The following is a 19,801-nucleotide window of genomic DNA, read 5'->3' as shown; positions in this document are numbered from 1 at the left end:
ATGTCTCTTTTTACATATAACTAGATCAAGCAAGTAATATTACTACTTTATTCCCACCCTGTCAAAGTTTACATCCCACGGAGGATTGAAATGTACAAATGAACACACTTGCATACGGTTTATTGAGCTTACTCTCGCACTCTCATTTATCAGGATATGATTTAATGCTTAAGCTCCAGCCCTTCTGGCCTGCGAAGCATAGCCAGATCTATCCCCTTCTCTCTAACTTAGAGAAAGAGGAGCAGGTCACCTTTGAATTAGTTGCCCAAACTGACAAGCCTGATAAGAAGGTGTATACCATTACGGAGAAAGGAATCGATTCCCTTCGTGAATGGTTATCCGTGCCTGCCTCTGATCCGGTCTTGCGGGATGAATTAATGATTAAAGCGTATTGCCTCTCTTTCGTTGATCCTGCAATTTCTCGAAAGCTATTTGTCTCCCGTCTGGAGTATTATCATATTAAGTTACAGCGCTACGAGGAGAAAATAACTCATATCCTTAAAAAAAGCGGTGTCAATGAAGGAGAAATTCCCTCCTATCAATCCCCTTACCTTGGCGCTTACATCCTACTCAATAAAGCGCTTATGAGCTGTAAGACGAACATCGAATGGTGTACATGGGTACTCAAGGTCATTCCTGCAGATAACGAATAGGATTAAACAGTTCAAAAGGCTGATCTACCTCACAAGGAGGAAGATCAGCCTTTTGTTATTGCTATTTCGATTGAGCAGCATTACGTTTAAGCTGCTATTTTCGTATCCCCGCCTCGTCCTGTCAGCTTAGTCCATCCTTTGCGAATCCATCCGAGTAAGAAATAGTCTAGACCAAATTTACCGGCATTCGTACCTGCAATGAAGATGATAATGCCAAGAAGCAAGAGCCAAGGGTTAGTCGATACTGTACCACTAAACAAGAACAGGAAGTTCATTAATATCCCGAAGAATGCTGCCGCTGCCGTCAAGCCCCCAATGATAAGTCCTAGTCCAACTAGGAATTCGCCCACTGGAATCAAGAAGTTAATAAGTTTTACATTCGGCAATGCAAAATGTTCTAAAAATGCTGTATACGTCGGGTAGATTGCTTCTTTCGTCGCTTTATCCGCTACCGGGTTTGTTGTCGCATTTTTCAAGAAGCCCGCTGCACTGAAAGCGTCACTACCTGTAAGCTTATGCCAGCCTGCATCCAGCCACTGCCACCCCAGATAAATTCGAACTAAAGTTAGAGCTACTGCAGCCCATACATTTTCTTTAATAAATTTCATAACCATACTGGTCATCTCCCATTCATTCTAGGTTCTTATGTGTTTGCTTGTTTGCTACAACCTCAGTATGCACCTGATTTCATTGTTTGAATGTGAAATAAATCACATAATAAATGGCGAAATGATGAACCTCGTTCACAGCATGATTAGCTATTCTGAAGGATGAGTTTTACATGATACAATAGAAGAAAAATAAATGGACATGGAGAATAACTATGAACGATAAAATAACCCCAATTAGAGAGCAAGCCATTATCATCGGAGCCGGACCTTGCGGATTATCCGCGGCGCTTGAACTGCAAGCCGTTGGAATAGAGCCATTAATCATCGAGAAAAACTCCGTCGTCCACTCCCTTTACCTATATCCGACCTATATGCAATTTTTCAGCACCTCGGAGCTATTGGAAATTGGGGGTGTCCCTTTCATTACCCCGAACGATAAGCCCACACGTCGTGAGGCTTTGCAATACTATCGGGATGTTACTTTGCGGAGTGGGTTACGAGTTCGTTCCTATGAAAGCGCGACTTCGATTATTCAACAAGCTGATGATTCATTCCAGGTTAGTACCGTCGATCGGTTTGGAGGGATTCATACTTATGAATCACGCTACGTTATTGTTGCTACTGGATATTTCGATCATCCAAATTTACTCGGTATTCCAGGAGAGGATCTCTCTAAGGTTAGCCACTTCTTTCAAGAAGCACATCCCTATACAGGGATGAAGGTAACAATTATTGGCGGTAATAATTCCGCTGTGGACGCAGCTATGGAGCTTCTTCGAGTTGGTGCAGAAGTGACTGTCGTATATCGTGGTGATCAATACTCTCCCAGCATTAAACCATGGGTGAAGCCGTTATTTGATGGCATGGTGAAGAAGGGGAAAATTAACATGCTGTTCTCCTCCCGCGTGACTCACATCGATGAAGGAAGTGTGACCATTGAGCCTTCTGACCCAGACAGCCCCTCCTATAACTTAGATAATGATTTTGTGCTAGCCATGACCGGCTTTCGACCTGTAAGAACCTTACTTACGGATGCCGGAGCAGAGGTGGACTCCGATTCTACGATTCCAACTTTTAACCCCGAGACGATGGAAACAAACCTACCTGGGCTTTTTATTGCGGGGGTCATCGCAGCAGGGAGACAGGCAAACGAAATATTCATCGAAAGCGGACGTCATCATGGGAAGCTGATCGCTCAGCATATCCTACACCAGCAAGCTTAAATAAGGGAATGAGACATATTTATTTTCGAAGTGTGATATTCCTCACATTAAAATAGGGGAAATTCCCCCCTCAATTCAGCGGATTCCCCGATAACAATAATATCCTTCTGGAGGTACAATGAGATTAAGAAGTACAAGGGGGATGGCATCAATGGGAATTAATTGTCCTGTAAAGGAAACCGGACGTGAAGATATGCATAATCCAAGTGAAAGAAATAAGGGTATTGCAAGCTTCTTCTCTCAGAAGCAATTCGATCAACTCGAAAGCGTCATGGTACCGATGCGCATCAACACAGGTGGGTTCCTGTTCTGGGAAGGGGACATCACAGAAAACCTTTATTATATTCGGAGCGGAAGAGTTAAGCTGAGGAAATCAACGGAAGACGGTAAAGAATACATTCTCACCGTTCTTCAAGCTGGCGATCTCATCTGCGAAACCGTTAACGGATATGAAGCATCGCAGTTCAGCTTTACTGCCGAAGTTATCGAGAACGCAGAAATCGGAGTCATCTCGCGTTATGCTCTCGAAACTTTAATGCTGCATGACGGAAGTATCGCACTTAGCTTTATGAATTGGATGACGGTATCCCACCGGGTTACACAATCAAAGTTTCGGGATTTGTTGCTATTCGGCAAGCCTGGGGCATTGGCTTCGACATTAATTCGTTTAAGTAACTCTTATGGTGTTATGGAATCGTACGGAATCCGAATTGATATGAAGCTCACCCACTCGGATCTTGCGGACTTCATCGGATCGACTCGCGAGAGCGTTAACCGGATGTTGAATGAATTTAAGGAAGAGGGTATCCTCGACTTCAGATACGGTAAGATCATTATCTATAAGCTTAAACCGCTTCAGGAGATTTGCCAGTGTCCAACCTGTCCAGCTTGCACGAAGGAAGTATGCAGAATATAATCACACATTGCATGCACTAGTAATCTATTCATAACCGTAACATCAAGAAGGACCGTCTTCGCGCCTATTCAGCGCAAAGACGGTCCTTCTTGGCTGGAACGAAAGAGAAATTATACCCCTGAGTACTTAGGCAACCAATCCCCATGAGCTTCAATAAGATCGTCGCACATCGCAATGATGTCATCCATCGATAATTCGGCAGAAGTATGTGGATCAAGCATCGCTGCATGATAGATGTGCTCTCTCTTGCCGGTAATTGCTGCTTCGATCGTGAGCAGTTGCGTATTGATATTAGTACGGTTCAACGCCGCTAGCTGCGGAGGTAAATTGCCGATGTATGTCGGGTTGACACCAGAACGATCGACCAAGCAAGGCACTTCAACGCAAGCTTCGCGAGGTAGGTTCGCGATTAAGCCCCCCGTATTCATGACGTTGCCGCCAATCTTGAAAGGTACGTCCGTTTCGATTGCTTCAAAAATGTACGAAGCGTATTCATGGGTGCGTTTATGCTCCAGGTTCGCATCATTAACGAGCTCCTCACGCATTTTTTTCCAACTGCTGATTTGATTTACGCAGCGGCGCGGGTATTCGTCTAATGGAATATTGAATCGTTCGATAAGCTCTGGGTAATTACGCTTGATGAAGTACGGATGATATTCAGCGTTATGCTCTGATGATTCCGTGATGTAATAGCCGAATTTAAGCATTAGCTCATAGCGGACCATGTCATTATGCTGTTCTTTCTGCTTCTCAGCCGCACGCTTCTTAATTTCCGGATACAGGTCGACTCCGTCCTTCGATACTTCAAGCAGCCAAGCCATATGGTTAATGCCAGCAATTTTTGCTTTTACGCCCGCTTGATCGATCCCAAGATGCTTAAACATCTCTGGGACGCATGCCTGTACGCTATGACATAGTCCGACCGTGTTCACACCACCGTAAGTGTTCATCACGTTCGTTAGAACAGCCATCGGATTCGTGTAGTTCAGGAACAAGGCATCCGGACACACCTCGCGAATATCCGCTGCGAAGTCGAGCATAACCGGAATCGTACGCAGATTGCGGAAAATCCCGCCAATCCCGACCGTATCCGCAATCGTTTGTCTTAAGCCATATTTCTTTGGAACTTCAAAGTCTGTAATCGTACAAGGGTCGTATCCGCCCACTTGAATCGCATTAACCACATATTTGGAACCGCGAAGTGCTTCCTTACGGTCCGTAAAAGACTTGATTACACAAGTACTTCCAGATGTTCTTTTGATGTTATTTAGCATGTTCTCTGAATCTTTCAGACGAACGGGATCGATGTCAAACAGTGCAATTTCAAACCCTTGCAATGCTGGAGTCAGCATCACGTCACCAAGCACGTTTCTCGCAAAAACTGTACTCCCAGCACCAATAAAAGTGATTTTAGACAAGTTCAAAACCTCCGAATGAATAATGTGATTTGCTACTCTCAATGTACTGCAAGCGCAATCAAAAGAGTATGGATGGTTTAAGCATCTATATGGACATTTGTCGTTTATTTGTTACAGTAGTAGAAGTAGTTGATCAAACAAATCAGATAGGTAGGTGACTCCGCATGCAATCAGAACATGATTATTATACCGCTGACTTTAATCCTTCTCCTTCGAATAATGAGCTATCCGTTCTTTTCAGTGGAGAAGCACAGCCTATTCGACTCCATAAAATGGGTCCGACCGTACACGATTATTATCTTATTCACACCGTGCTTTCCGGGCATGGCGATTTCATGATCCGGGACAAGAGCCATAAATGCAGCGCTGGTGATACGTTCGTAATCTTTCCGGGAGAATTATTCTCGTATCAAGCAGATGCTCATGAGCCTTGGCGCTATACCTGGATAGCATTCGTGGGCCAGAGAGCGGAGGACGCTATGTCATTATTAGGCGTTTCTCCGGAACGCCCCATCATATCGGGTAGCCTCAACCCGAGTGTCCGGAACTACTATGATCAGCTTCGCCGATGCTTCGAATCCCCTTTATTCCCGGAATTGTCCAATATGGAGGCCGAGGGATGGGTTCGACTTCTGCTACAGCAATTTGGAGTGGCCAGCAAGAAACGAGAGAAGAACAATCCAGAAGCGAGCAATGCGGCGAGCGAATTGGTCATTAAGCAAGCGATTCAGTACCTTACCCTGCAATATACCCAACCAATTTCTATTGCACATATGTCACGGATGATGGGTTACCACAGAACTCATCTTTGTAAGCTATTCAAGCAAGCAACAGGATTATCACCCATGCAGTACTTACTGAAAATACGCATGGAAAGAGCGGAGATGCTACTGGCTACCGCCATGACCATTGATCAAGTCTCCTCTTCCGTCGGCTTTAGCGATGCGCTCTATTTCTCTAAGAAATTCCGAAAATGGCGTGGGCAGTCTCCTTCCGAATATCAAAAAGCGCTTCGGAATCATCCGAAGCGCCTTGTGGATCTTTATGGGGATTAATTATTGCGGTTGATAGATTTGGTCGAAAATTCCATTATCCGCAAAGTGCTTCTTCTGTGCTGCAGCCCATCCTCCAAAATCGCGAATTGTGACCAGTTCAAGCTTAGGAAATTGCTTAGCAAATTCTTTCAGAACAGCTGGATCGTTCGGTCTGTAGTAATGCTTCGCTACAAGTCGTTGACCTTCTTTTGTATACAAGTATTTCAAGTATTCATTTGCGACTTCAGTTGTCTCATTCTTCTTAGCGTTCTTCGTAACGACAGCCACAGACGGTTCAGCTAAGATGCTGAGTGATGGGGTAATGATCTCGTAATCTTTACCAAATTCCTTCTGAATCAAGTGAGCCTCGTTCTCCCACGTAAGCAGCACGTCACCAATTCCCCGTTGTGCGAATGTCGTTGTCGAGCCTCTGGCCCCAGTATCCAGAACCGGTACGTTCTTATACAGCTTGGTCACGAATTCCCTAGCTGCATCTTCGCTATTCTTATTGTGTTTTAGCGCGTAAGCCCATGCAGCTAAGTACGTCCAACGCGGTGCTCCACCCGTTTTCGGATTTGGAGTAATAATCTGTACGTCGGATTTGACGATGTCGTCCCAATCCTTGATTCCCTTCGGATTCCCTTTGCGAACAACGAATACGATTGTAGATGTGTAAGGCGAGCTATGGTAAGGAAGCTTATTCTCCCAACCTGCATCTATCAGCCCTTTATTTTGGATTTCCCCGATATCCAGTGACAGAGCAAGGGTCACAACATCGGCTTTAAGTCCATCTACAACCGAACGGGCTTGTTTGCCAGATCCTCCATGTGACTGTTTGATCTCCACCACCTGGCCGGTCTTCTTCTTCCAATAGGTTGCAAAGCTTTTGTTGAATTCCTCATATAGTTCCCGTGTGGGGTCATAGGAGACATTCAGGAGCGTAATCTTTTTCTTCTTAGCCGCTGCCTCCACCTTGTTGTTTACAGCTGGGCTAGCAGATCCGAAGATCAAAGCGATTGTAGACAGTAAGATGACTACAACCTTCATGCTCTTGAATACTTTCATTGTCTCTCCTCCAAACTTACATAATTTAGAATCTCCATCAGTATAATACACACTATTCCCACTTGTAAACTTGTATTTAAAATAATGGCTTCACCTGTATATGTGTTTCTTCCTTTTGCCGCTATCCCCTTCGTTCAGGAATACTTCGCCAATTGGGATTATAGTTGGGCTTCAGCTAACTGCGCTGTCGACTTCCTGCTGTTTGGGTCATATAGTTCGGTGTCACCTAACTGTGGGGATTTGTATTGCGAGGTTTGAGTTTCTGCTGAGGGTATGAGTTTGTAATGTCAGGTTTGAGTTTCTACTGGAGGGTTTGAATTTCTGCAGAGTGGTATGAGTTTGTGTTGATAGTAGAAAATCAGAAAGCCGCTCCCCCATCTGTGGGGCTAGCGGCTTTCTCATTATTACACCCTAACACTTAAGTTACGCCTCCACAGCTTTCGGAGTGATCTGCTTTCTTTCCGTACTGATCCACACCAAGCCCGCTACCATGCAGACCGCTCCTAAGAGCTGCCAAGCTGTAATTCCCTCATCGAAGAAAACAAGACCCGCAATAACCGCAGCTGCAGGAACGATGTAACGGAAGAAGTTTGCCCTCGCCGCGCCGATCTTGAACATACTCGCATTCCATACGACGAAAGCAACAATCGTACAGATGAGTACGTTATAAATAATCGCTGTATAGTGCCCTACCCCGAGCCCACTCCAATCGACTTTACCCCAGCTTCCGATCGTTAACGGCAGCATGAATAGGCTCCCGAACAAAATAAACCACGTACTCACACGTAATGCTGAGTATCGCTTCATGAGTGGCATACATGCGAGGTTATACAAGGCTCCAAATATACTGACACCGAAAGCCAGTAAGTTACCAATCATATGATCCGACGAAAGATTCAAGCCTTCTTCTCCGCCCAGAATAATAAAGGTAACCCCCACAATCGCGGCCGCACCTCCGACGCCAAGACGTCGAGTAAATTTCTCCTTCACAAACAATGGGGCAAATAGCGCCGCAAATATCGGCCAAGGAGCCACGTTTAACAGCGATGCATTAGCTAGTGTCGTATACTTGATAGAGTACATAACCGCAATTTCGAGTCCTGTCACCCCTACCAATCCAATCAAAGCTAGCTGCAGTATGACTTTCCAAGGCAGACCGACACTACCCTCTTTTATTTTCAAAATAAGAAAAAAGAACGGCACCGCAAGCCCAAAACGAAGAAAAGAAAATAAGATAGGGTCAAACGTTTCCATCGCGGATCGAGATACTCCGAAGTTAGCCCCCCAAATGATTGAAACCATTGCTAAACCTAAATAACTTATCCACTTTTTGTCCATATCGTGCTGCCTCTGCCCCATTCTAATAGATGCTGTATGTACTGGATGTTCCTCTACCCATAGCGATCACGAAATCGTTCTCTCAGAATATTTTCCCATATCCATACTCTATCGTCTGCTCTCTCAATGAGCAAGTGAATGTTTACGGACGGACGCAGCAATCGCTGGTCAGTGATTCCCTACTGATTCCCTAACCCTTTACCCTATCATTTTCGCAGCCCATAATCCGGCATTTAGAATCAAACGTCGGTAGCCCTCCACTTTAAACGCGGAAAGCTGATGACCTGGCATTAAGTAAACAATCCTCCCAAGACCGAATTCATGTGTCCACGCGGCAGGCCATCTCTCTCCTTCATGCTCGTATTCTGCTAGGATCTTTGTCTGGACATGAGGGTTGAATTCGAACCGATACGGCTCATCCTCAACGATAAAAGGCTCAACTCGGTCCATGATCCGATGATTCGGCTCGCGAATACGAATTGGCAACGAGGTGAAATCAGGATGGTGCGTAAACTTGGCTCCAAGCATAACCGCTAGCTCCTGATTCCTCTGCAAGGAAATGCCGTTGTGAATCGCTAGAAACCCTCCGCCACGCGCAACGAATGATAGAAGCGCTGCTGTCCGTGACGGGGAAAGCTTCTCTTCCATAAATTCCGTATAAGAAATAAAAAGCTGATAGGATGATAAATACTCCTCTTTGAGCATTCCGTAATCTCCTGAGCTTCGCACATCTATTTTCCCATGAAAAATCTGCTCAATTTCCTTGTCGATACCCGCAAAAGGATGATAAATAGCATCCGAGTAATTTCCCAAAGCCAACGCCTGAATCGTATTCATTCCAGTGCTCCTCCACTCTTCTAATCGCGTTCTGCTCGCCGAACGAGTACTCATTTATCCGATCAAAATATATGCTAGAAAATTTCATTTTGGCTGGTCTGCTATCCTGAAATTATTTTAGCACACACCTCGATAAATACGTGAAATATCCCTCTCAGAGAATCGTGCGAAGCAAAACATTATTCCCTTAACTTATGATAGTATGAACTGAGAATACAAATACATAGATGCTGCTTCATTTATCATAGAGACTTTGAATAACGACACCGGAATCAAAAGGGGCTTCTATGCCAATGAGAACACTGGATGACTTAATGCCAACGGTTAACTTCGCTAGTCGTGCTAAGACGCAAGGCGATACCGATTGGGGAGTCCGGATCATACCGGACTGCCAATTCCTCTACGTTGTATCTGGTCATGCCAGGCTTTTTGTCGGACAACGTCAATACTTAATTCACGCCGGGGAATGCGCTTATTTCGATTCAGAAAGTCCCCATTGGCTATTCGCTGAAGGAATAACCGATTATTTCAGCGTTCATTTCGACTGGCACCAAGCATCCTCTGTTCCTGTCCATCCGGCTCATCGCATACAGTTAGCTGATCGTGAAGCCCTGATCGGGGAGCCTATCAATCCCGTTCTTGAACTTCCCCCGTATGGGGAAGTCACCCTTCCAACATTGTTCACTGTATCCGGTTTAGAGCGTATTCTGACGAGAATCGTAATAGAATACGAACTCGAGCAGCCGGGGTTTGCTCTCACACTCCGCGGGTTATTGATGCAGCTCCTATCCCTAATCTTCCGGCAGCTGCTGGATAAGGGAGCAAGGCTCCAGGCTTCCAGTCGAATCGAACCCGCTATTCAGGCGATGCAAGAGCACCCAGGAAAAAACTGGGCAGTCTCGGAGCTAGCTTCCCTATGCGGTTATCATCCTATCCATTTTGCCAAGCTGTTTAAAGAGGAAATTGGACTACTGCCCAAACAATACATCATAGCCGAAAGAATCAAGGGTGCAAAACGTGCTTTATTGCACGGAGGGAAGCTCGAGACGATTTCAGAGGAACTTGGATTCACGAGCATCCATTACTTCAGCCATCAGTTCAAGCGATTAACTGGATTAACTCCTACCGAATTCAGAATGTACGGGCACTCTCCCAAGCCGGTTGAATAAACCAAAGTGCCGGAACAACAGAAGCCAAAGAAGAGCGAATGGGAATCGCTCTTCTTTGGCTTCTGTCTACTTCACCTAACCAATGAGGGTGAATAAACAACGGGGAAATGCTCGCCCTGCATGATATCTCCTGGGTTAACCGTTACGTAGGACAGCATGACGTGTTCGCTCGACGGCTCGTATCGCGTATGCCCTGGCATATAGTGAACAGCAATTGCTCTTCGCTTCAGCTCCGATCGATTGTTCGGGCTTCCGTGCCAGGTGAGGCTGTGGTGGTAGCCTACCTGTCCTTTCTTGATCTCGAAAGGAACAGCCTTTACCTCCGCTCCTTCTGGGAGTAGCTCCGGATGGCGATGGTAGGGCATGAATTCCTTGTCGCTAGCCAAGTGCTTCTGATGGTTACCCCATTTGTGACTGCCGGGCACCATCCACATGCAGCCATTCTCAATGACGGCATCATCAAGCGCCACCCATGCGCTTACGAGGTCAGCCGGCTGAATAATAGGCCACAAGGGATAGTCTTGGTGCCAAGCGGTCGGTCCACCAGTAATGGGAGGTTTGTACTGAATCTGGTCGTGCCAAATTCGAAGTGTATCCGTCTGGCAGAGCTGCGCGACTTCTTCACAAATCGTAGGGTTGGCAGCATGTTTGAAGAAAGCGTCGCTTGCCATCCAAATATTAACGATTTGCACAACTTTCTCATTAGTGGTCATTTTCATTCCGTCATACAGAGACTTTTCCTCGAGTGCTTCTTCATCTCCGAGTAGGTTATGGTTCAAGACAGGCTTGGTCACAGACTTACCTTCCATGACGTTATCCAATTCGTTCCTCAACGCTTCTACTTCTTCCTCGCTTAGAACAACGCCGCCCTTTAGAAAACCATTCTTCTCGAATTCAGCCAGTTGACTCTCGTTCAACATTGGGAGCACCCCTTCGACTCTAGTTATGATTTGATGTTCATAGCTCAATCATAAGAGTTAGGAGTGACTATGTATTTCCGATAAACCAACATTCGTTTGCGTTTATTTAAGATTCTAATCTGTCACCTTACGCGATAATGTCCACATGATTGCCTAGGTCTGGGTCTGGATTAGGATCACCCTTGTTACTAGGCAGCTCACGACCCGCTCGACGAACGAGCAGGATAACCCATAAGCTAGCGACTAAATAGCCAAGTGCAAGCAGAAAAACAACCGGCAACGCATCCTGCAACGTATAGTTGAGCTGAAAAGGGAAGAGGAATAACATTAAGAAGCCCAATCCAAAGATGACACTCCACCCTGATCCTGCCACCCGTGAAAGCTCCACTTTTCGCCAAGAAAGAGCAAGCCTCTGAATTCCTCTACATATTCCGAATAACATGACTAAGTCGACTGCAATGGAAAATGAAGTGTATATCAGAACAGGGACCGAAGGTGTTTCGTAGTTTGTCAGAGAGAACCCTATCTGTAACCCGAACAGTTGTAGCACCGAAAGGATGAACAATACTCCCGCTGCTATCCATGCAATTTTGAAGCGTTCATCATACATACGTAAGTGGGACAACCCAATCAGTAAAAGCAAAAATCCAATGACATCCGGAAACAAGTCAAAGCTCCCAAAACGGATATCTATCAGCTCTAATGCAAGACCCCAAGCCACCTGAGAATAGGCTCTCATCATTTCACCTGCCTCCTCTGCTCACGGACATAGGTGCGCATTTGAGCTTCTGTTGGATACGGCGAATAATTCGCGAACACCGTATAATCGTGCTTGTTCCCGTTGGGCTCAACGAAGTTCATTTGAAGTTGTAGGTTATAGACTTCCATAGCTTGCGGGCTTTGTCTGAGCATGAATCGGTAATCCAGCGAAAGCGATTGTCCTGACTTTAATTCGACGGAAGCATTAGCTTCCACTGGTGAATCGATTCCAGATGTAACTCCAGACGTAAATCCAGAAGTGAGTCTCCCCTGAGCAGTCGACTTCACCTCGTATTCAAATAGGCTTCCCAGCTTATCCAGCCAAGCTGAAGAAATTCCTGTGAACGTTACTGGACTCGTTATTTGAACCGATGTAGATCCGTCGTTGTCAGAGGAGCTCCTTCCCGATGAAAACTGAATAGGACCACTTTCAGCGTTCTGCGTACTCGACCAAACCTCCTGATAAGCGACAATCTCTCCGACCTCCTCCTCACTAACACTCCCGTCGCTAAAAAAGGTTGTGATCGTGTGAAGCTTAACCGGGTCAGCCCCAGGCCAACTCATATTCCCGTCATAATACCCCATTAGCTTGTAGATCGTCTGGTGACGCAGCTCCTGATGAATTTGCACCGGATGAAATTTAAGCATAGGGAGCTCATCAACTTGTGCGCTAACGATTTTACGCTTATCTGCATTGTTCGCTACATATAGAAGGTCGAAGGCGACGGAGGGAGCTACATGGGTCTCGATGTAGTGCCGTAAGTAACCCGCTTCCGGGAGTTGATAGTATCGGTTATAGGTATAGTTGCCCACCCCGCTCGCTAGAATGAGTACGATTGCTATTCCATAGATGATTTTCGGTTTCATGTCTATCTCCTCTCCGTTAGCCAGTTTATTTAACCTATTAAGTTAAACGCCACCTATAGCACTTAGTTACTCCGAGAAAATAATAAACCAGAAACGCACGATCTATAACGCGACGTAAACCGAAATACATACCTGACTTTCCTTCCCCCCTTGTACACAAAAAAGGATCAACTTCAGCTGAAAGCTGCGGTCGATCCTTCTTTTCACTATGAGCTAGAATATTCTGTTCCACCAGACAAGCCAACTATTCATCTAGGCTATAATCTGCCAATCCTAAAGGCAGAGGAGCTGGTTTCTCGCAGGTACTCTTCATCATGTAGTGCGTACCTTGCTCGGAAGCATCATGGAAGCCATGCATCGCTTCCAATACATGATAGGCCATCTCCCCGTTCGCACGGTGCTTACGTCCGGTTTGGATCGCTTTCGCCATATCCGCTGCACCTACGCCACGGGCGTTCTCAGCTTTCCCGTGTGTTAACGGAATTGTAGACCATTCCTTAGCCCCCGCACGCCAGATGCTAACCGAACCCCCAAATCCATTCGGGTCAGGAACGAGAAGTGTTCCTTCACTTCCATACACCTCGATGCGAGGAAGCATTGAATTCCCTTTCACATCAAAGCTTGTCAGTATCGTACCTATCGGTCCAGACACGAAATCCATAATTCCCGCGATATGGGTAGGTGTCTCCACCTGAATCTTCTGCCCCTTCTTCGGTTCGCTCGTGATCGTCCGTTCTGGGAAGGAAATGCGAGTTGAGCCCGTTACCCTGGAGATCGGACCAAGCAATGCAACGAGTGCCGTCAAATAGTAGGGACCCATATCGAACATAGGGCCGCCACCTTTGTGATAATAAAACTCCGGCGCCGGGTGCCAATTCTCATGGCCTCCACAAACCATAAACGCCGTTGCTCCGATCGGGGTGCCAATCCATCCATCCTCCACGAGCTTTATCGAGGTTTGGATGCCGCCCCCAAGGAAGGTGTCCGGTGCGCTTCCTACAAGCAGCCCTTTACGCTTCGCTAGTTCGAGTACCTTCAAGCCTTCCTCGCGAGTGACCGCAAGTGGCTTCTCTACATAGACGTGTTTTCCGGCTTCAAGCGCTTGTAAACATACTGTTGCATGAGCGACAGGAATCGTTAAATTAATGATCATCTGAATATCCGGATCAGCGAGCAAGTCTTCTACGGAACAACCACGAACCCCGTGCTCCGCCGCTTTCAGCTTCGCTCTCTCTACGTCCAAGTCAGCGCAAGCCACGACCTCCATCGACTCGAATCGCTTACCATTTTGAAAATAGATTTCGCTGATGTTCCCTGTACCGATAATGCCGACTTTTATTTTATCCATGAATGCACATCTTCCTTCGGATTAAAGTTGGTTATCTGCCATACCTGTATATGCGTTCTCTGCAAGTTCCGCAGGAGCAAGCTCTTTACCTTCCGCACACCATTGGAAGCCACGTCGCATGAGTTCCTTCACAACCGGAATTTCCATAATATTCGCTTGATGTCCGAGCGAGTTATAGTAGACACGCCCATGACCCCAGCGCTTCGTCCAGATCACGGGCATATCGACTGCTCGATTGGATGAATGTGGTCCTGGTGCCACTGGAAAACGGGTCGTCGCGAGCACCTCATTCGCAGGATCAACATGCAAATAATACTGCTCCGTCGATACTACGAAATCTTCAATCCCTTCTACAAGTTGGCTAGAGCTGCTCTTAATCTCCACCGTATATTCCGTTCCATCGTTGCCGGGATGTGAGATCCACTGTCCTCCGGTCATAAACTGCCAATCCGTGTTCTCACGGAATGCATCACACATACCTCCATGGCAGCCCGCCAATCCAACTCCACTCTGTACAGCAGCGGAAACATTATTTACCCAAGCCTGCTCGATTCGCCCCATCGTCCATACCGGAACAATCAGGTCGAGTCCCTTCAGCTTCTCGCCATCCGCAAATGCCTCCAGCGTATCAGACACCTCGACTTCGAATCCTTCCTCCACCAGCTGATTGCGAAAAATTTCCGCAACCTCCTTAGGCTGATGACCATCCCAGCCACCCCATACGATTAGCGCTTTTCTCATCGATGTAGTCTCCCATTCCACTCTAATTACCGCTAGATTTCCTTACTATAAGCTCCGTCTGCAGCTTCTCGTTAATGACGGATACCTCACTATCCTTGTCTGTTAATTGGGATAACAATTTTTCTGCAGCTAGGCGTCCCATTTCAAAGAATGGAACTTTAACCGTCGTTAGCGGCGGTTCCGCGAGACTTGCTGCATCAGAATCATCGTAAGCAACAACCTTAAGATCGTCAGGCAGGCTGCAGCCTAGTCCCCTTAACCCTTGCATAAGTCCAATTGCCATTCGATCATTACCGACGAAGATTGCATCCAGCTTGTTCAAATCGCGATAGACAGTACTTGCAGCCTGTGTACCACTTGTTCGACTGTAATTTCCTTCATATCGGATTGATTCATCCAGTTGAATACCTACTTCCTGTAATGCCCTACGGTAACCGAGCAACCGATCCTGGCTATTCGAGTATTGTGGAGAACCATTCAGAAACCCAATTTTCCGATAGCCCTTATTAATGATGTGCTTAACCGCCTCATAGCTACCTTGTTCGTGATCCGCTGCAACGATGCTAACAAGAGGATTATCGAATCTTTGGTCCATGACGCAAAACGGCAATCTTTCCTCAGCTAGCTGGTTAATTCCCACCATCTCAGAGGGTACGGCACTCGCACCAAGGACAATACAAGCATCAACCCGCTGTGTGCGGTATAACGATATATAATCATATACGGATGCAGGATCACGAAATAATAGCAATAATCCGTAACCCTTCGAACGAACAGCCTCACCAATTCCGCTTAACAATTCCGAATAATAATAGGTGGAAAATAAATGGACCTTCGGAACGTACGGAAGCACAACGCCCAAATTCCCACTCTTTCCTCTGGCAAAGCTCGATGCTACGGCGTTTAACTCGTAATTCAACCGCTTAGCTGCTTCCAATACCCGATCCCGCGTCGATTCCTTCATTGGACCTATACCGTTGAGCACCCGAGATACCGTTGCTTCCGATACGCCAGCTAGCTTTGCTACTTCCTTGCGGTTCGCCAAAGACTAAACACCCTATCTATTTCAAATAATGTACGCGTGTACATTATGGCACGAGCAGGAAATATCGTCAAGCAAAACCCTACATTTCATATTGACCTCTTTTCCTAAAAATGGTACATTCTATTCATACTATTCACATTAATTTACTATGATATAGGAGGGATTACGAAGTGACACAGAAAAGGCAAATCAAACTATCCGCTTACATGGTAGGGACGGGAATGCACGTTGCCTCATGGCGGCTCCCCCATGCACAACCGAGTGCCAGTCATGACATCGACTTTTATAAGAAACTGGTTCAAACCGCCGAACGGGGTAAATTCGACTTCGCCTTCCTAGCAGACAGCTTGGCTATTAACGAGCAATCCCACCCCAATATTCTAAACCGCTTCGAGCCGATTACCCTGATATCCGCCTTAGCTGGGGCCTCTACGAAGATCGGGCTAGTCGCCACTGCTTCTACTTCGTATATCGAACCCTTTAACTTAGCCCGCTTATTCCTATCGGCCGATCATATTAGTAAAGGTAGAGTCGGCTGGAACATCGTGACAACGAGGGATCTATCCGGTAATACCGCCCGTAACTTCAACGCTGAGGAGCATTTCGAGCATTCGTTCCGTTACGAACGCGCAGAGGAATTTCTAGAGGTCGTACAAGGTTTATGGGACTCATGGGAGGATGATGCGTTCACCGAGGACAAGGACAGCGGACAGTTTATTGATCCCAGCAAGCTCCATCGCGTAAACCATAAGGGTAGGTTTTTTTCTGTGGACGGTCCGCTCAATATCGGGCGTTCACCGCAGGGCCATCCCGTACTCGTGCAAGCTGGAACATCAGAATCGGGACAGAACTTCTCAGCAAAAGTAGGCGAGGTTATTTTCTCCATTAAATATAATCTAGAGGATGCTCAGCAATTCTATCGCTCCTATAAGAGTAAGGTTGCCTCAGTGGGTAGAAATCCAGAGACTGTCTACATTCTGCAGGGGATTTCCCCGATTATCGGGCGAACGGAAGAGGAAGCCCAGGCCAAGCTAAAGTTACTTGAATCGCTAATTACGGAAGAGACTGGGATCCTCTTTCTCTCCGATTATTTCAAGGGAGTAGATTTCTCTGGTGCAACACTGGATTCAAGAGCGAAAGATGTTGGCTTGGATGTGTTAGAGGAAACCAAGTCCGATTATAAGAAGCACCAGCCCGTTATCGCCCGTGAGAACCCTAAGCTAAGGGAAGTCTATTCATTGCTTACCGGCTCTTTCAGCGGTGATCATCTCGTAGGCACGCCAATTAAAATCGCAAATACGCTGGAAAAATGGTTCAAGGAGCAAGCAGCCGATGGCTTCATGCTGATGGCGCCTACCTTACCTGATGGGCTCGAGGATTTCGTAGAGCTTGTTGTCCCCTTGCTTCAGGAGAGAGGACTTTTCCGCCAAGATTACGAAGGAAGCACTCTTCGGGAGCATATCGGGCTACCTATCCCCGTTAATCATTTTGCCAAAGTATTGGAAACGAAGTAACAGCTTTCAGCAGCCGTCCAAAGGGGTCAATCCGAACCTGTGGGCGGCTTCTTCAATCTATATCTACAAACGCATTTACTTTTATAGGTAATTTCAATATAATAATGCGGAAAACAAGTAAACCAAAACGTTTTCCTTGTATTCCGCATTACTTATACGAAGGTGAGAGCAGACGACCCCATGAACAAAACATTGAGAGCATTGCTATGGACAACAGATATTGGCTTCATTCTCTATTGGTCGATCACTTGGCTGGGATTAATCCCAAAGGAATACCTCTATCAGGATTACAGCAACGAGATGCTCGTAGCCTGGAACTTATCCTTTATCCCGCTAGATTTACTCATCTCTTTGACCGGGTTAATGAGCATTTATTGCTTCAAAAGACACAATAGCTCCTGGTTAACGCTTTGTATTCTCTCTTTGAGCCTAACATTTTGTTCTGGGTTACAGGCTATCGCTTTCTGGGGCATCCGCCTCGATTTTGACTTGTTATGGTGGATTCCGAACTTATATTTGTTACTCTATCCGCTGTTCTTCTTACCCGCTTTAGCCAAACAACAGCGTGCATCTTTCCGGAGGACATAGGTGATGAAGAATAGAATTGTCCAAGCAGCCATACAAGAGATAACCCTAAGAGGTTTAAGGTTCTCAATAAGAGATTTAGCTCATCGACTTGGTATCAGCACAAAAACGTTATACCAGCATTTCCCGGCGAAGGAACAGATCGTTTCCTACATCGTTGAGCAATCCATTCGTCAGATGAAAGATCAAGAACAAGAATTGATGAGCAACATCGCTCTTCCCGTCAAACAAAAGCTATTCGATGCATTAGTCATGCTTCCACAAGGCTTCGCCTTTAGCGATATTCGCCTATTAAAGGAGCTACAAAATGCTTATCCCGATCAATGGGTGATTGTAGACGGGTATATTAATCAAGGCTGGGACAATATTCGTCTATTGATTCAAGAGGGCATTACAAGCGGAGATTTTCGTCCGTTCGATATCGAAATCTTTATTTCTGTGTACATCGGAGCTTTATATCAATTGATGGATCATGGCATTGCTGGGCACAATTGTGTCTCGTTAGAGAAGGCTTTATCTCAGATGGTGGATTTTTTACTTCGCGGTATCTATCAAACTCAAGCATCAGGAATGGAATAGGTACCCCCTTACTTCCGTCATCGGAATCGTTGTATGGAAAGAAACGGCTAGTCTGACGACTGCCGTAGGAATTGTACTTATTATTGCTGGTGTCATTTCTTTACTTCATCATGCACTTCAGCAAAAGCTTCAATTAACAATTCATAAGACCGAAGACGTTGCGTTGCATTACGAATCGTGGAGATAACGATAAATTCCTCAACCCCATATTTGCGCTGCGCTTCTAGCAATTGAGCGCGCACCCGACTCTTCGAGCCGTGAACGACATACGCCTGCTTATCCTCAATCGTATATTCCTCTTCCGCCTGCCTGCCATATTCCTCGGCATGCTCCACGCTACCAACCGTGATTGTTCGACCGCTCTTCAGGTGAATCCGCACGATCCGGTAATCATTTGCAATTCGCTTCGCTTCTTCATCCGTGTCCGCCACAATGACAGGAACCGCAAGAATAGCTTCTGGCACTTTCCCGTCATTAGTCTGGAAGTAGCTCCGATAAATATCAAATGCTTGAATCGCTTCTGCATCCTCATTATTAATAAACTGAGCAAATACATAAGGCAATCCCAGACTTCCCGCAATCTCAGCACTATTATGACTTGCTCCCAGCAAGTAGATTTCTGCTGCCCGATCCGGAATAGGGCTCGCCTTTAATCCAGCCAACGCATGATCGGGAGGCAGCTGTTCACGGGTATAACGAATAAGCTCAACGATTTTCTCCTGTAACGTCGCAGTGTCGGTCGTCCTGCCTTCCTGAAGCGCTTTGGTTGAATGGGGCAAGCCTCCTGCCGCGCGACCGATTCCTAGGTCTACCCGTGAAGGGCTAAGCGCTGCGAGCACATTGAAATTTTCCGCTACTTTATAGGGACTGTAGTGTTGCAGCATAACACCGCCCGATCCGACCCGAATCCGCTCAGTTCTCGCCAGCAAATGAGAAACAAGAACTTCCGGAGACGATCCGGCAACAAGATCCGAATCGTGGTGCTCGGACACCCAGAACCGATGGTATCCCCACTGTTCCGCCTTTTGCGCTAGTTCAATGGTATGCCGGAACGCTTCTGTCGGACTTTCCCCCTTGTTTATTAACGTTTGATCCAGAATACTCAGTCGAATGGCCATACTCCCGCCCCCATTTTATTGGTACACAAATCCAAATCAGCAATATACATTTCTTTTAATG

Annotated in this window: 20 protein-coding genes; 8 read left to right on the top strand and 12 right to left on the bottom strand. The window is 46.2% G+C overall.

All coding sequences use genetic code 11. The annotated features are described in order from the left end of the window. The first annotated feature begins 98 nt into the window (after window positions 1-98). A complete protein-coding gene (locus M1K58_RS11085; protein ID WP_256758913.1) occupies window positions 99-653 on the top strand; it encodes a PadR family transcriptional regulator in 555 nt (184 codons plus the stop codon). An 86-nt stretch (window positions 654-739) separates the two neighbouring features. On the opposite strand, the gene M1K58_RS11080 is transcribed toward M1K58_RS11085, so the two are convergent. Next, entirely contained in the window at window positions 740-1,267 is a 528-nt protein-coding gene (locus M1K58_RS11080) for a TQO small subunit DoxD (RefSeq protein ID WP_256758912.1), read from the bottom strand. Between the two features lie 209 nt (window positions 1,268-1,476). Here M1K58_RS11080 and M1K58_RS11075 point away from each other — a divergent pair, with 209 nt between their 5' ends. Next, complete coding sequence (locus M1K58_RS11075; RefSeq protein WP_256758911.1) at window positions 1,477-2,487, top strand: YpdA family putative bacillithiol disulfide reductase; 1,011 nt, start codon at window positions 1,477-1,479, stop codon at window positions 2,485-2,487. Between the two features lie 151 nt (window positions 2,488-2,638). Next, complete coding sequence (locus M1K58_RS11070) at window positions 2,639-3,403, top strand: Crp/Fnr family transcriptional regulator (protein WP_256758910.1); 765 nt, start codon at window positions 2,639-2,641, stop codon at window positions 3,401-3,403. 110 nt (window positions 3,404-3,513) lie between these two features. Here the strand turns inward: M1K58_RS11070 and melA are convergent, their stop codons facing one another. After that, on the bottom strand, window positions 3,514-4,821 hold the full coding sequence (gene melA, locus M1K58_RS11065; protein ID WP_256758909.1) for an alpha-glucosidase/alpha-galactosidase: 1,308 nt from the start codon (window positions 4,819-4,821) through the stop codon (window positions 3,514-3,516). A 164-nt stretch (window positions 4,822-4,985) separates the two neighbouring features. Here melA and M1K58_RS11060 point away from each other — a divergent pair, with 164 nt between their 5' ends. After that, complete coding sequence (locus tag M1K58_RS11060; protein ID WP_256758908.1) at window positions 4,986-5,876, top strand: AraC family transcriptional regulator; 891 nt, start codon at window positions 4,986-4,988, stop codon at window positions 5,874-5,876. Here M1K58_RS11060 and M1K58_RS11055 read toward each other — a convergent pair whose 3' ends face one another. The 3 genes from M1K58_RS11055 to M1K58_RS11045 form a co-directional block, all read right to left on the bottom strand. Continuing rightward, entirely contained in the window at window positions 5,877-6,920 is a 1,044-nt protein-coding gene (locus tag M1K58_RS11055) for a sulfate ABC transporter substrate-binding protein (RefSeq protein ID WP_256758907.1), read from the bottom strand. A gap of 423 nt (window positions 6,921-7,343) precedes the next feature. Next, window positions 7,344-8,258 carry a DMT family transporter gene (locus M1K58_RS11050; protein ID WP_256758906.1) on the bottom strand — a complete coding sequence of 305 codons (915 nt, stop codon included), beginning with the start codon at window positions 8,256-8,258 and terminating at the stop codon, window positions 7,344-7,346. 198 nt (window positions 8,259-8,456) lie between these two features. Continuing rightward, a complete protein-coding gene (locus tag M1K58_RS11045; protein ID WP_256758905.1) occupies window positions 8,457-9,095 on the bottom strand; it encodes a ThuA domain-containing protein in 639 nt (212 codons plus the stop codon). Between the two features lie 293 nt (window positions 9,096-9,388). Between M1K58_RS11045 and M1K58_RS11040 the strand changes: the two genes are divergently transcribed. Next, the gene (locus M1K58_RS11040) at window positions 9,389-10,264 is read left to right on the top strand and encodes a helix-turn-helix transcriptional regulator (RefSeq protein WP_256758904.1); all 876 of its coding nucleotides are present in this window, start codon (window positions 9,389-9,391) and stop codon (window positions 10,262-10,264) included. 71 nt (window positions 10,265-10,335) lie between these two features. Here the strand turns inward: M1K58_RS11040 and M1K58_RS11035 are convergent, their stop codons facing one another. From M1K58_RS11035 to M1K58_RS11010, 6 genes are all read right to left on the bottom strand, one after another. After that, complete coding sequence (locus tag M1K58_RS11035) at window positions 10,336-11,184, bottom strand: phytanoyl-CoA dioxygenase family protein (protein WP_256758903.1); 849 nt, start codon at window positions 11,182-11,184, stop codon at window positions 10,336-10,338. 127 nt (window positions 11,185-11,311) lie between these two features. Next, window positions 11,312-11,926 carry a hypothetical protein gene (locus M1K58_RS11030; RefSeq protein ID WP_256758902.1) on the bottom strand — a complete coding sequence of 205 codons (615 nt, stop codon included), beginning with the start codon at window positions 11,924-11,926 and terminating at the stop codon, window positions 11,312-11,314. Further along, window positions 11,923-12,810 (bottom strand): hypothetical protein, encoded by an 888-nt coding sequence (locus M1K58_RS11025; RefSeq protein ID WP_256758901.1) that lies wholly within the window; start codon window positions 12,808-12,810, stop codon window positions 11,923-11,925. Before M1K58_RS11025 ends, M1K58_RS11030 begins: the two co-directional genes overlap by 4 nt. Before the next feature lie 244 nt (window positions 12,811-13,054). Then, a complete protein-coding gene (locus M1K58_RS11020) occupies window positions 13,055-14,158 on the bottom strand; it encodes a Gfo/Idh/MocA family protein (RefSeq protein WP_256758900.1) in 1,104 nt (367 codons plus the stop codon). Window positions 14,159-14,179: 21 nt separating this feature from the next. Then, window positions 14,180-14,899: a ThuA domain-containing protein gene (locus tag M1K58_RS11015; RefSeq protein ID WP_256758899.1), complete on the bottom strand. Its 720-nt coding sequence runs from the start codon at window positions 14,897-14,899 to the stop codon at window positions 14,180-14,182. Between the two features lie 22 nt (window positions 14,900-14,921). Beyond that, the gene (locus M1K58_RS11010) at window positions 14,922-15,944 is read right to left on the bottom strand and encodes a LacI family DNA-binding transcriptional regulator (protein WP_256758898.1); all 1,023 of its coding nucleotides are present in this window, start codon (window positions 15,942-15,944) and stop codon (window positions 14,922-14,924) included. Window positions 15,945-16,114: 170 nt separating this feature from the next. On the opposite strand from M1K58_RS11010, the gene M1K58_RS11005 reads away from it, so the two are divergent. The 3 genes from M1K58_RS11005 to M1K58_RS10995 all read left to right on the top strand — a co-directional run bounded on the left by M1K58_RS11005 (window position 16,115) and on the right by M1K58_RS10995 (window position 18,622). Beyond that, entirely contained in the window at window positions 16,115-17,458 is a 1,344-nt protein-coding gene (locus M1K58_RS11005; RefSeq protein ID WP_256758897.1) for an LLM class flavin-dependent oxidoreductase, read from the top strand. Between the two features lie 180 nt (window positions 17,459-17,638). After that, window positions 17,639-18,046: a DUF5360 family protein gene (locus M1K58_RS11000; protein ID WP_256758896.1), complete on the top strand. Its 408-nt coding sequence runs from the start codon at window positions 17,639-17,641 to the stop codon at window positions 18,044-18,046. 3 nt (window positions 18,047-18,049) lie between these two features. Continuing rightward, window positions 18,050-18,622 (top strand): TetR/AcrR family transcriptional regulator, encoded by a 573-nt coding sequence (locus M1K58_RS10995; protein ID WP_256758895.1) that lies wholly within the window; start codon window positions 18,050-18,052, stop codon window positions 18,620-18,622. A 92-nt stretch (window positions 18,623-18,714) separates the two neighbouring features. Here the strand turns inward: M1K58_RS10995 and M1K58_RS10990 are convergent, their stop codons facing one another. Then, on the bottom strand, window positions 18,715-19,740 hold the full coding sequence (locus tag M1K58_RS10990; protein ID WP_256758894.1) for an LLM class flavin-dependent oxidoreductase: 1,026 nt from the start codon (window positions 19,738-19,740) through the stop codon (window positions 18,715-18,717). Window positions 19,741-19,801: the final 61 nt, after the last annotated feature.

It is taken from the genome of Cohnella sp. WQ 127256, from assembly GCF_024519285.1.
GTDB lineage: Bacteria > Bacillota > Bacilli > Paenibacillales > Paenibacillaceae > Cohnella.
The sequence above is the reverse complement of the archived record's forward strand: the minus strand, read 5'-3'. Positions and strand labels throughout refer to the sequence as shown.